This window comes from Streptococcus pluranimalium (genome assembly GCF_002953735.1).
Classification (GTDB): domain Bacteria; phylum Bacillota; class Bacilli; order Lactobacillales; family Streptococcaceae; genus Streptococcus; species Streptococcus pluranimalium.
This window is the reverse complement of record NZ_CP025536.1, coordinates 60,708-76,078: the sequence shown is the minus strand read 5'-3', so window position 1 is coordinate 76,078 and position 15,371 is coordinate 60,708. Positions and strand designations below refer to the sequence as shown.

At 41.0% G+C, this 15,371-nt stretch carries 1 protein-coding gene and 1 pseudogene; one reads left to right on the top strand and one right to left on the bottom strand.

Annotated features, from left to right (window positions below; translation table 11 throughout):
* Positions 1-131: 131 nt before the first annotated feature.
* Positions 132-1,145 (top strand): annotated as a pseudogene (locus C0J00_RS10510) (SH3 domain-containing protein); the annotation flags it as partial.
* A 1,070-nt stretch (positions 1,146-2,215) separates the two neighbouring features.
* Here the strand turns inward: C0J00_RS10510 and C0J00_RS00355 are convergent.
* Positions 2,216-15,352, bottom strand: coding sequence for an isopeptide-forming domain-containing fimbrial protein (locus tag C0J00_RS00355; RefSeq protein ID WP_104967058.1), 13,137 nt, complete (start codon positions 15,350-15,352; stop codon positions 2,216-2,218).
* Between the last annotated feature and the right edge of the window lie 19 nt (positions 15,353-15,371).

Here is a 15,371-nt window from a genome sequence, read left to right as displayed (position 1 = left end):
ACTGTTGTTCCTCTGTAATATTAGACTTGTTCGTCACAATAAAGGACTGTTATTGTCATTTTCTGACATTTTTTCAGAAAAATTGTCATTTTAAACGGTGTTTGTCGAATAGATAAGCAGGAGGATATTGAATGACATTTAAATCTAAGTTTACAACCGTAAGTGCACTTGCTCTTATTTTAGCTGGAACTGGACTATCAACTGGACAGTCCATCGCCCAAGCTGCCGTATTAGGAGACAACTATCCCAGCCAATGGAAATATGGTGGGGGAGCTGATAGTTGGGGAATGTACAAACGGCAATGTACTTCTTTTGTAGCTTTTCGATTGAGTTCAGCCAATGGGTTTACCCTACCCGGTGGTTACGGCAATGCTATTACTTGGGGAGGTGTTGCTAAATCTCAAGGCTACCGTGTCGATATGAATCCTGCAGTTGGTTCAGTCGCTTGGTTTGGCAATGGTGTCAATGGAGCAGGTAGTTATGGCCATGTCGCCTGGGTTGCAGAAGTAAATGGTGATACGGTTACTATCGAGGAGTACAATTACGATGCAGGACAAGGCCCTGAAAAATATTGGAAACGTAGCTTCCATAAAAGTAAGGTGTCTGGTTATATTCACTTCAAAGATATTGGAAAAACAACAACGAGTCAATCAACAACAAGTCCTACTTCCACATCAACTGCCCAACTTAATACACATGGAACCTATAATTTCACCAGCCGTGCTTCTATCAAAGCAGAGCCCAAACTATCTAGTCCAGAACTAGCCTTTTATGATAAGGGACAATCGGTTGTTTATGATAAAACGCTAGAAGCCGATGGCTACAAATGGATCAGCTATATTGCTGGAAGTGGCATGAGACGCTATATTCCAATTAGCCCGCTAGACAAAACAACGACTACCACAACTACCACAGGAGCTCCTAGTCCAACAACAACCAATACAAGCACAAAGACACTAGCTTCGAGTGGTACCTATCAATTCACGACACGTTCTTCTATAAAGAATGAACCTAAACAATCTGCTACAGAAGTAGCCTTCTATGATAAAGGGCAATCCGTTGTTTATGATAAAACACTAGAAGCCGATGGTTACAAGTGGATTAGTTATATCAGTGCTAGCGGTGTCAGACGCTATATCGCTGTTGAACCATTAAGCACAACATCAACAGCCGAATCATCTCAGACAGCTCCTGTCTCTAGCAGCCAACCTACTAGCAATAAAACAACCAATACCATCGCAGTTGGAGATGTTGTCTATTTCTCAGAAGCCTTTAAAGTGACCGCCAACGTGAGCGGAGGCCTTATTTCAAGTAGCGATCTAGCTGGAGGGACACCTACATCACTTAACTACATCGATCCGACTCCCGCTATCGAAACCGATAGAAATGGGAAAAAATCAGGAGATCAGGTTCTGTATCCTGGAGACTACTTTACCTTACCAGGACAATATAAGGTTTCAAAAATTGATAAAGCAAGCAACGGTATCTGTATTAAAATTGGTAGCCGAGATACCTGGGTCAGTCTGTCTAAAGCCAAAAAATAATAACTATCCATAATGACTTTTAGCTTCTCTCATCTCATAATACACTTCTAATACTCGCTAAAAGATCATACAAAGAGAGGTTGGGCATAAAGTCCAACCTCTTTCTATATAATCATCGTTATAACATCCTAACACAGTAATTGGAGAACGATAAGCAATTCTCTCTGACACAGTTGATTAGGTGCTTTAGCTTCGGACAATCACAGCTGAATAGCCGATGCACTGACATTTTATCATGCGATTCCGAACTTGAACCAACTAGGTAAGCATCTAAATAGAAGGCGCCTCCACATAATAAAGATACTCTATCCTATTTGTCATGGTCACAAATCATACAAGAAGATTATCGCTAAAAAGAGTCACTGTGACCCCTAAATAGGGAACAATTCTAGATTTTTTTCCAAATACCTTCTTATTGGAGGATTGGGCTAGTTGATTATTATACTCGAAGACAATCAAAATTTGACTATAAAAGGACCCGCAGATAGAACTACAGTTCATCAAGGTAAACTTGACAACATCAGATTTTGATTTTCAATGAGTAGTAAACTCTAAAACTATAAGACACCTGCTACAATGAAGAACCCAAATAACCAAAAAAGAGAGAACTTTCGTTCTCTCTTCTATGAACAGTTGACCTTACCATCAACCTGCCTTATACCTCTAAATACTTAGAAATCTCTTTTCTTTCTTGACACCATGTAGAAGGCGAGACTTCCTAGGCTAACAATTCCCAAACCAATCAATCCTAGATGAGATGATGATTCACCTGTCTTAGGCAATGTGCTTGGTAATTTCTTCTTAGCTTTTGGCGTATTTGCTGGAGGAATATGCTTAGGTTTTGGTTTTCGTTCTGGTATGCGTGGCAACTCACCTTTTGGAGGTGGAGGCGTTTGTCCCTTAGGAGGAGTATTCTTCTTAGGAGGAACAACCCTTACCGTATTAGTCTTCTTAGTGAGGTTCACACTTGGATCGTGGTTGAATTGTACTGTTGCAGTATTATCAATACCTTTCGTGAAGTGAGCATCTTTCAAAGCAGTCACATCAGTGATACTTGAGTAGATAATCACATTCACTGTGTAGCCTTTGAGGGCTTCCATAGTGTACTCATCTGAGAAGTCAACCATTACAGTGCGACCATTATCAGTTATGCTGATGTTACCACCAAGTTCAGCAATCGCTTCGTTAGTCAACTCACCTTTAGCAGTTAGCTTAGCAAGTGAAGTTAGACGCGCTTGTAATTTCTTTTGGCGTTCTTCAGCTTTCTCTTTAACTGATTTAGCTTCTGCAATTACTTTTTCTTGATTGCTAATGTCAACCTGAATCTCTGCTGCTGTCTTAGCTTCAGCCACTGCTGTTTCCGCAGTTGCCAATGCTGTCTTAGCTGTTTCCAACTGAGCCTTATCATTAGCGATAACTTTTTCTTGTTCAGCGATAGCTGCACTATTATCAGTTACCTCTTCTGAAGATGTTTCAGTTTCAGCTGTTGCATCAGATGTTTCAGTAGTTGAAGCTGCTTTCAACTCAGCAAGTACTTTATTGTCAGCTTCCAATTTAGCTTCGAGATCTGCCACAGTTTTCTTAGCTGCTTCTAGCTCAGTCAAGGCAGCCTCTTTATTACTTGAAGCCTTCAATTCTTTGAGCTTATCTTCAGCATCCTTCAAGTCAGCTACTGCTTTCGCTACATCTTCATCAATGAAGTTTGCTTCTGCCGGAGCATTACCTGTAATCTTAACAAATACATTTTCTTTCTTCACTGTAAATAGTGGATCAAGTGTATCTGTGATAGTAATACTTGACAAGTCAAGACGATTATCTTCAGCTTGGTCTTTTGGAACAACTGATTTGATATCGAATCGGAAGGCTTGGCTTGCTTCAGGAAGTCTCAAGTACTCCGCCTGTTCTAAACCATCTACAAGACTAACCGTCTTACGAGGGGCATCTGGAGTTGGCTCTTTCGGCGTATTTGGTGGAGTTGGTGGAGTTGGCGGCGTTACCGTTACAGGGTTTGTCTCTTTGTTTTTCTTAACTCCGTTACTGTCAACAAAGTCAAGACGAGCTGTATTTGGTACTTTATTGTCTACATATTCACTTGCCTTCGTAGCATCTGCAATGATGGCTGGAATGTAGAGTTGAATTTCCTTAAATCCAGCTAATTTAGCAAAGTCTGTAACCGTTGCTGTCACCTTATTACCAGCAACATCAACTTTAATAGCATCTGTTGAATATCCATCTACGTAGGCAACAACATCACCATTGATAGCAAGAGCATCGACAAGATTATCAGTTACAATAAATTCTTTGTAAGTTGCAATATCTTGTGGAAGGTCCACATTGACATTGTACATGTACGATTTATTCTCTTCAATATCAAGATGTGTTAAATCGCGATTAATCTTCTTATCAATTCCTGGTTCATTTGGTGTCGGAGGAACAACAGGAACAGTGTTAGAATCTTTCTTAGTATCTGGATTATTATTGATGATGTAGCTTGCAGTATTTGGAATACTTGTTTTACCATCAGTCATGTAAGGTGTTAGATTTGCTCCATCCTTAACCTTAGCTGAGAATTCAACATGAACAGCCTTACCAGCTTGTTTACGAACTTGCTCTTTTGTCAATTTAACAGTTACCGTCTGACCGTCAATCTTGATTTGATCAGCAGAGATAGCTTTATCATCCAAGGTTGCAGTTACATCACCCTCAAACGTTAAAACATCTTCTAAAGTATCTGTTATTTCAAAAGCATGAGCACCAGTTGGTACAGCAGTGTCAATCGTGTATGTGAACACTTCTTGACGTGCTTCAAGGTTAGCACTATCAGCACCATTTACTTTCTTCTCAATTGGAGGAGTATTTGGAGTTGGTGGTGTTACCGTTACCGGCGGTGTTGGTGGTGTTTCACTATCAGGCTTACCATCAACGTGTGATTTATTTTGGTAAGTCACTTTCGTTGTATTTGGAATTGCTTGACGTGTCACACCTTCACGAATTTGTGACGTAATCACAAGTTCAACTGGTTTACCAGCCAACGCTTTAGCGTCTTTGAAATCTTTCATTGTCGCTGTAACGGTTTGACCATCAACCTTAACATCGAAGAATTTAGCCGCATCACCTGTGATAGTTGGGGTACCTTGAACTTCAAGGTCTTTATCCAACTCATCGACAATCACAAATTTCTTGTAGCTTGTGATGTCAACTGGAAGAGTCGTTGTGATGTTGTAATCGTAATCTTTTTCAGTATCGATATCCAACTCAGTCAACTCTTTATTGATTTTCTTCTCTACTGTTGGGTTCTCACCTGGAGGGGTTACCGTTACCGGCGGTGTTGGTGGTGTTGTGCTTGTGTCACCTGGTGTACCATCTGCCTTAGCTTTATTCGTGTAAGTGATGGTAGCTTCGTTAGGGATCGCTTGACGCGTTACGCCCTCACGAATTTGTGACGTGATCACAAGTTCAACTTCTTTACCAGCCATGGCTTTCGCCGCTTCGAAGTCAGTAATCGTAGCACGTACCTTTTGACCGTCTACAGTGACCTTGAAGAAGTCAGCTGCAGCACCTGTCATCACTGGTGTGCCTTGAACTTCAAGATCCTTATCCAAGTCATCATTGATCACAAAGGTCTTGTAATCGCCAATGTTGCTTGGAAGGGTTGTCTTGATGTTGTATGTGTAATCTGTCTTCGTCGCTGTGTCTAAGTGATCAAGTGTTTCGTTAATCTTCTTAGTCAATGGCGGCGGAGTAACTGTTACTGGTGGCGTATCTACGGTTGTATCTGGCTCACCATCAACGTGTGATTTGTTTTGGTATTGGACTGTCGCTTTATTGTCAATCTTAGCAGCTGTGCTTGTTGCTTTCACTTGTGCTGTGATGACTAACTCAACGGTTTGACCAGCCAAATCTTTAGCGTCTTTGATATCTTTCATTGTCGCTGTCACGGTTTGACCATCGACAGCTACATCGAAGAATTTAGCCGCATCACCTGTGATAACAGGTGTGCCTTGAATTGCCAAGTTCTCATCCAAGTTATCCACAATCACAAATTTCTTGTAGCTTGTGATGTCAACTGGGAGTGTTGACTTAACATTGTAGGTGAAGTTTGTTTCTGGAAGAATAACTGCCTCAGTATCGCTGCCGTTAATCTTCTTATCAACTGTTGGGTTCTCACCTGGAGGGGTTACCGTTACTGGCGGTGTTGGTGGTGTTTCACTATCAGGCTTACCATCAACGTGTGATTTATTTTGGTAAGTCACTTTCGTTGTATTTGGAATTGCTTGACGTGTCACACCTTCGCGAATTTGTGAGGTAATCACAAGTTCAACTGGTTTACCAGCCAACGCTTTAGCGTCTTTGAAATCTTTCATTGTCGCTGTCACGGTTTGACCATCGACCTTAACATCGAAGAATTTAGCCGCATCACCTGTGATAGTTGGGGTACCTTGAACTTCAAGGTCTTTATCCAACTCATCGACAATCACAAATTTCTTGTAGCTTGTGATGTCAACTGGAAGAGTCGTTTTAATGTTGTAATCGTAATCTTTTTCAGTATCGATATCCAACTCAGTCAACTCTTTATTAATTTTCTTCTCAACTGTTGGGTTCTCACCTGGAGGGGTTACCGTTACCGGCGGTGTTGGTGGCGTTTCACTATCAGGCTTACCATCAACGTGTGATTTGTTTTGGTAAGTCACTTTCGTTGTATTTGGAATTGCTTGACGTGTCACACCTTCGCGAATTTGTGAGGTAATCACAAGTTCAACTGGTTTACCAGCCAACGCTTTAGCGTCTTTGAAATCTTTCATTGTCGCTGTAACGGTTTGACCATCAACCTTAACATCGAAGAATTTAGCCGCATCACCTGTGATAGTTGGGGTACCTTGAACTTCAAGGTCTTTATCCAACTCATCGACAATCACAAATTTCTTGTAGCTTGTGATGTCAACTGGAAGAGTCGTTGTGATGTTGTAATCGTAATCTTTTTCAGTATCGATATCCAACTCAGTCAACTCTTTATTGATTTTCTTCTCTACTGTTGGGTTCTCACCTGGAGGGGTTACCGTTACCGGCGGTGTTGGTGGTGTTGTGCTTGTGTCACCTGGTGTACCATCTGCCTTAGCTTTATTCGTGTAAGTGATGGTAGCTTCGTTAGGGATCGCTTGACGCGTTACGCCCTCACGAATTTGTGACGTGATCACAAGTTCAACTTCTTTACCAGCCATGGCTTTCGCCGCTTCGAAGTCAGTAATCGTAGCACGTACCTTTTGACCGTCTACAGTGACCTTGAAGAAGTCAGCTGCAGCACCTGTCATCACTGGTGTGCCTTGAACTTCAAGATCCTTATCCAAGTCATCATTGATCACAAAGGTCTTGTAATCGCCAATGTTGCTTGGAAGGGTTGTCTTGATGTTGTATGTGTAATCTGTCTTCGTCGCTGTGTCTAAGTGATCAAGTGTTTCGTTAATCTTCTTAGTCAATGGCGGCGGAGTAACTGTTACTGGTGGCGTATCTACGGTTGTATCTGGCTCACCATCAACGTGTGATTTGTTTTGGTATTGGACTGTTGCTTTATTGTCAATCTTAGCAGCTGTGCTTGTTGCTTTCACTTGTGCTGTAATGACTAACTCAACGGTTTGACCAGCCAAATCTTTAGCGTCTTTGATATCTTTCATTGTCGCTGTCACGGTTTGACCATCAACCTTAACATCGAAGAATTTAGCCGCATCACCTGTGATAACAGGTGTGCCTTGAATTGCCAAGTTCTCATCCAAGTTATCCACAATCACAAATTTCTTGTAGCTTGTGATGTCAACTGGGAGTGTTGACTTAACATTGTAGGTGAAGTTTGTTTCTGGAAGAATAACTGCCTCAGTATCGCTGCCGTTAATCTTCTTATCAACTGTTGGGTTCTCACCTGGAGGGGTTACCGTTACCGGCGGTGTTGGTGGTGTTGTGCTTGTGTCACCTGGTGTACCATCTGCCTTAGCTTTATTCGTGTAAGTGATGGTAGCTTCGTTAGGGATCGCTTGACGCGTTACGCCGTCACGAATTTGTGACGTGATCACAAGTTCAACTTCTTTACCAGCCATTGCTTTCGCCGCTTCGAAGTCAGTAATCGTAGCACGTACCTTTTGACCGTCTACAGTGACCTTGAAGAAGTCAGCTGCAGCACCTGTCATCACTGGTGTGCCTTGAACTTCAAGATCCTTATCCAAGTCATCATTGATCACAAAGGTCTTGTAATCGCCAATGTTGCTTGGAAGGGTTGTCTTGATGTTGTATGTGTAATCTGTCTTCGTCGCTGTGTCTAAGTGATCAAGTGTTTCGTTAATCTTCTTAGTCAATGGCGGCGGAGTAACTGTTACTGGTGGCGTATCTACGGTTGTATCTGGCTCACCATCAACGTGTGATTTGTTTTGGTATTGGACTGTCGCTTTATTGTCAATCTTAGCAGCTGTGCTTGTTGCTTTCACTTGTGCTGTGATGACTAACTCAACGGTTTGACCAGCCAAATCTTTAGCGTCTTTGATATCTTTCATTGTCGCTGTCACGGTTTGACCATCGACAGCTACATCGAAGAATTTAGCCGCATCACCTGTGATAACAGGTGTGCCTTGAATTGCCAAGTTCTCATCCAAGTTATCCACAATCACAAATTTCTTGTAGCTTGTGATGTCAACTGGGAGTGTTGACTTAACATTGTAGGTGAAGTTTGTTTCTGGAAGAATAACTGCCTCAGTATCGCTGCCGTTAATCTTCTTATCAACTGTTGGGTTCTCACCTGGAGGGGTTACCGTTACCGGCGGTGTTGGTGGTGTTGTGCTTGTGTCACCTGGTGTACCATCTGCCTTAGCTTTATTCGTGTAAGTGATGGTAGCTTCGTTAGGGATCGCTTGACGCGTTACGCCCTCACGAATTTGTGACGTGATCACAAGTTCAACTTCTTTACCAGCCATTGCTTTCGCCGCTTCGAAGTCAGTAATCGTAGCACGTACCTTTTGACCGTCTACAGTGACCTTGAAGAAGTCAGCTGCAGCACCTGTCATCACTGGTGTGCCTTGAACTTCAAGATCCTTATCCAAGTCATCATTGATCACAAAGGTCTTGTAATCGCCAATGTTGCTTGGAAGGGTTGTCTTGATGTTGTATGTGTAATCTGTCTTCGTCGCTGTGTCTAAGTGATCAAGTGTTTCGTTAATCTTCTTAGTCAATGGCGGCGGAGTAACTGTTACTGGTGGCGTATCTACGGTTGTATCTGGCTCACCATCAACGTGTGATTTGTTTTGGTATTGGACTGTCGCTTTATTGTCAATCTTAGCAGCTGTGCTTGTTGCTTTCACTTGTGCTGTGATGACTAACTCAACGGTTTGACCAGCCAAATCTTTAGCGTCTTTGATATCTTTCATTGTCGCTGTCACGGTTTGACCATCGACAGCTACATCGAAGAATTTAGCCGCATCACCTGTGATAACAGGTGTGCCTTGAATTGCCAAGTTCTCATCCAAGTTATCCACAATCACAAATTTCTTGTAGCTTGTGATGTCAACTGGGAGTGTTGACTTAACATTGTAGGTGAAGTTTGTTTCTGGAAGAATAACTGCCTCAGTATCGCTGCCGTTAATCTTCTTATCAACTGTTGGGTTCTCACCTGGAGGCGTTACCGTTACTGGCGGTGTTGGTGGTGTTGTGCTTGTGTCACCTGGTGTACCATCTGCCTTAGCTTTATTCGTGTAAGTGATGGTAGCTTCGTTAGGGATCGCTTGACGCGTTACGCCCTCACGAATTTGTGACGTGATCACAAGTTCAACTTCTTTACCAGCCATGGCTTTCGCCGCTTCGAAGTCAGTAATCGTAGCACGTACCTTTTGACCGTCTACAGTGACCTTGAAGAAGTCAGCTGCAGCACCTGTCATCACTGGTGTGCCTTGAACTTCAAGATCCTTATCCAAGTCATCATTGATCACAAAGGTCTTGTAATCGCCAATGTTGCTTGGAAGGGTTGTCTTGATGTTGTATGTGTAATCTGTCTTCGTCGCTGTGTCTAAGTGATCAAGTGTTTCGTTAATCTTCTTAGTCAATGGCGGTGGAGTAACAGTTACTGGTGGCGTTGATGGAGTCTCACTATCTGGTTTCCCATCTTCATGTGATTTATTTTGGTAAGTCACTTTAGAAGTGTTAGGAATGCCTACTTCGCCCTCAGCCAGAGTTGCATCTTTCTTAACTTGTGCTGTAATGACAAGCTCGACAGCTTCTCCAGCATAAGCCTTAGCTTTCGCAAAGTCAGTGATTTCAGCAGTTACTGTTTGACCAGTCACTTTCACAGTGAAGAAATCAGCTGCGTCACCTTTAATCACAGGTGTACCCTGGATAGCTAAGCGTGAATCTACTTCATCAACAATGACAAATTTCTTATAAGTAGAAATATCTTTTGGAAGCGTTGATTTGATGTTATAAGTGTAATCTGTTTCTGGCAAGACAATTGCTGAGTCTTCAGTTTCATTAATCTTCTTAGAAACATTTGGATCTTCACCAGGAGGCGTCACTGGAACTTCATTAGAGTCCTTCTTCTGCTCTGGCTTATCGCCAACAGTCAGAGTTGCCTTGTTAGGAATTGAACCATCTTGATTAGTAGCTGTAACGTATTTAGCCAATTCTGATGCAGATACACCATCCTTGATACGGGCTTTAATAGTCAAGATCATTTCTTTACCTTTGTAAGAAGCAATCTCATCAACTGGAAGTGCTGCAACAACTTTGCCATTAGCATCATTTGCATCTTTAGTAGATGTTACGCTAACTTTTTCATCCTCTTGACCATCAATGGTAACAGCAGTATCTGTAACGGTCAAAATATCTTCGAGATCGTCACTGAGCTCAAACTTGCTCATACCCGCGGTATTTTCAGGAACAGTTACTGCAACACGATAAGTAAACTCTTGCTCAAGAGTTGCTAAGGATAGTTCCCCTTGATTATCAACCGTTTTCTTAGGTGTTGGCACTTCTTGTGGAGGTGTTACCGTTACTGGTGGTGTTTTAACAACATGAGTCTCACCATTTGGTTTGATACCTGTCTTAATAGCATCATTAGGGATGTTAGTATCTGTCACTCCGTCCTTGATACGGGCTGGAATGTATAAGCGAATGTGATACTTGTCATGAAGTTCCTTCATCTTATCTTCAGGAACTTTAACAACGACTTTCTTAGTCGCCTTACCGTCTACCTCAGCATCCTCTATAGTAATGTTAAAGTGATCTTTGATGTACGCTTCATCTTCTGCTGAAGCTGGTGCACCATCTGGATGAACAGCAATGATAACTGGTTCATCTTGATCAGATAACTCAAGGCGTGGGTCTAATGTATCTTCCAACATCCATGACTTATACTCAAAGATATTTGAAGGAAGTGTCGCATCAATCACATAGTTGTAATCTTTGCCATTTTCAACATCTAAGTGCTCAACAAGAGGTTTTGGATCTTCTTTTGCATAAACATTTTCAATCTTCTTGTCAAGGTTAGATGGCGTAGGAGTTGGTGGTGTTACCGTTACCTTATTAGAAACTTCTTTGACATTATTATTGATAATGTAAGAAGCCTCATTCGGGATCTCAGCATGATCAGCATCCGTACCATAAAGCTCAGAGTGATTTTCTTTCACATAACGGTACTTACTCAAGTCAGCTTCATCATTTACTTGCGCTAAGAACTCAATTACTACTGGTTTCGCTTCATTACCTTTGATATGCTTCTCTGATAAAGTCGCTGTAAGAACTGAACGTTTCTGACCATCAATCTCTTTTTCTTCGAGCTTGATAATTTCAGCTAACTCATCGCCTGTATAAGTCTTATCTCCGATCTTGAAAGTTACTCGACTTAAATCTGAAATAAAATGAAGAACTGGCTCCAAGGTATCTGTAATTACAAATTCATTGGCATTGTAAGGAACGCTTGTTTCAACCTTATAAGTAAAGAGTTCATAACGTCCATTCAAATCAGCATGTGATTTATTGTTTACCGTCTTCTTAATTTCTGGTTTGTTAATAGGCGGTGTTACAGTAACAGTATTAGATTCAACCTCAGGGTTATCATTAATCTTGATTGTTGCTGTATTAGGTGCTTTTGGCAATCCATTTTCTTTCGAAATGTATTGAGTCAATGAAGCACCTGTTTTAAACTTAGCTGTAAATGTTAAAGTAATTGCCTTATCAGCGTATTTAGCAATTTGATCCTCAGTTAGAGTCACTGAGATAGTTTGCTTATTAACATCTGATTTATCAACCTTAATTTGATCAGCTGGTAATGATTCTTTCGTACCATCAACATCAATTTCCACTTTACGTGGATTTTTATCTGAAACGGCATCTACAATTTCCATTTCTGGAATTAAGACGTCTTTAATCGTAAAGGTTGTTGCACCCTTAGGTACTACGGAATTAACTTTATAGACATAAGGATCATTCCAGACAGCTAACTCAATGTCTTCACCCTCTTTGTTAATTTTCGCAGTATAAGTACCTGCAGGGACTTGATCGTTTTCGAGATTAGCTTCACGTGATTCAACGGTAGGTTCTACTGTCTTAGTCACTGTTGGTGGAGGAGTAACAACTACCGGTGGTGTTGGTGGTGTTGGTTTACCGTTGTAGTTAACAGTTGCTGTATTTTCAATTGAACCTGTTGCTCCAGCTTTGATACGAGCATGGATAACAAGGTGGATAACATCATTCGCTTTTACTTGGTCAAAAGCAGACTCTTTCAAGCGGGCATAGACAACTTGCTTGCCATCCTCTGTCTTAACTTCCGTTGTAAAGTGTTCTGCATCTGTACCAACCATGTAAACACCATCGTTGTCAGCATCTGCTGCATTATCACTTGGAACTAACTCAAGACGATCATCAAGGATGTCCTTGATATAGTATTCAGTAGCATCATTGATATCATTTGGAAGGGTTGCTTGAACATCATAGTTAAAGGCTTCGCCTTCACCATCTTTATTAACTGTAGTAAAGAGCTCTGTCTTCTCTTCATTAATACGTTTAATCGCTGCTGGTGAATTTGGACTAACTGTAACTTCATTAGAAGTTTGAGATTCATTGTTCAAAATAACATTGGCAGTATTTGGAACTTGAATCTTACCATTAGCATCTGCATATTTCGCTAAAACAGCATTATCACGAATACGGGCTTTAATACCCAATGTAATCTTAGCAGGACCGTCATTACCTTCGTTGAGTTTTTCAATCTCAGCATTAATACGACGAAGTTGTAGACGGCTTAAATTAGCAGATTTTAACTCGAAATAAACACGATCACGTTGTTCGCCATTTACTTCAACTGTTTCCTTCTTCAAATACTGCGTTAAAGTAGGGGCTTCTTGTCCATTAACAAATACTTTATCGTCGTTATCAACATCATGTAATGACATCAATTCTGGAACAAGGATATCTTCGATAACATAGCTATCAAACAAACCAGGCCATGTTGAACTAATTTGATAGTAGTAGTCATCTAAACGTGTTGGTAATTCAAGATGATCAGTACCAGCGACAGTAGGATTTTGTGATACTTTCTTCGTAATATCTGTCTTAACCGGTGGCACCACATAAACCGCATTCGAACGACGCAACTCAGCATCCTTGTCTTGTGGATCAGCTGTGCTACCATTCCAAACAATCTGTGCTTGGTTCAAGAACCCGAGACCACCATTGTCAGTCATCATAGATTTATAGACGTTCTCATTGTTTTCAAACGTATATTCATCTTTGATTTTAGCTGTCACAACAAGGTTATAAACTTTAAATTTATGACCGCCGTATTCTCCTTCATTAACAGTCTCACTTTGTTCACCTGGTAACTTAGGTACTGTTGCATAGACAATGGTTGTAGGGTTTCCGTTACCATCTGTAATCTCTTTGGTTGAGATTTTGAAGTCGCTTAATTTGTTACCCATGTCATCAGTAACATAAGCATCTTGATAGTTGATACGGTAATCTAGAGTATCAACAAGCATAACGTTGCGATCCATTTCAAGAGGCGCGTTATACATGTTATAGCGGATACTATAAGTGAATAGTTCGCTTTGATCAGAAAGGGTTGCCGCGTAAGTCTGACGTGAAATACCTGCGGCTTTCAACAACGGATCTTCAGCAATGATACCTGACTTACCATCGTCACCATTGGTATCGTTTGTCGCATCTTGATCCTTAACATCCTTAGTAGCACGTGGGTAACAGTACTTAAGATCTGTCACTTCTACTTTAGTTGGTTTGGAAGAACCGATTTGCGCACTTTCATAGTCACCAACTTTAAAGGTACCAACTAATTGACCAACTTCACGTTCTGTCTTCTCTGGTACGTAGTTTTCTGGTGGTTCAACTTCATCAGCTTCATCTAGAGACTCTGCTTCTTCAGTACGTTTCAACTCATAGTTGAAGTCATTATTTCCTGGATTAAAGACACTTTCAGGAACTGTAATGGTAACATTTTGTCCATCTTGTTTAATAATTCCTCGAACTTGCTTTTCTTCATCCGTTACTTCAGATACTACTTGTTTGCCATTAATCGTGACAGATTCAACTGTGTAACCTTCGGTAACAGTGAAGTTTCCTGAAACATCTTCTTTAGTAATAGCAGCTGTGATAGATTTTAAAATCTTCGCAGCAAATTGATCAATATTAGTATCCTCAACATAGTAATCAGCCGCCTCACCAGTTGGTAAAACATCCGATTTAGAGGCTACTGATTGTAGCGCTGTCGTAAAGACTTCTCGAATAGAACGATTATCCCCAGTAGTTATATTAGTATAGCTACCCGGAGTACCAAAAGCATTATCATATGCGTATAAGTATCCAAAACCTGTATCAAATGCTTGGAGTTTAGCTTTGTCCTCCCAGAAACCTACAACAACTTTACCTGTTTCACCAGCAGCAGCTTTAAGTTTAACACCTGCCTCTTCCAATTCCTTGGCACGGGCTAGATAGTTTTGAGCAGCTTCTGGCATACGTGAACCTGTACCCCAATCATTCATCAAATTGTAAGTACGGTACATGCTTCGGTCAATATAAACCTTACCATTGTCACGGTAAGCATTAGCAATACCATCTGTTACAAGCAAGAAAACTGTTTTACGGCCGTTAGCCATATCGCCTTTAACATTTTCATACTGCTTGATCGCATCTTCGATGGCAGGAACTGTTGGAGTACCTCCACCTGTCCTAATTTTATCAACCTCAGCATTGATTTCTGCTGTTGAACTTAGCATTTTACCATTTGTATCAAAACGATACAATTCACTAGTTTGATTTACTTCTCTTACTAAATTTGTAAAATTACTATCTGTTCCAGTTACTCTTCCATAGTAATCTCTAGTAGCATTATCATACTGACGCGATGCATCAATACCTGCATAAGAGGTAATCATAACACGGTCAGTTGTTGAAGCATCACCTGTAAAGACTAGCTTAGGATTCTTTTCATCATAAGCTTCTTCTGTTGTGGTTTCAGTAACACGTTTCAATGCCTCTTTAATATTTGGCATTGTCTGCTCAAATGAACCACTGGCATCTTGGATGACAACCAAATCAATCGGTTGACGTGGTAGTTGCCAAGAGACTTTTTCCGTCGTTTCAATCTTAATTGCACAGCCGTCTTGAGTAGCTTTTGTGCTCGTGTTCTCACCTGTAATAATGTTTCCTAGTTCCGCTGCGGTCGCAAACATGCCACTCGATATCGACATGAATAAGGTTATTACAACCCCAATAACCGCAAAGAAACCTAGCAAACCTTTCCAGGATCGCTTGGTTTTTTCACTTTGCATTTCTCTCTCCAAAAATATT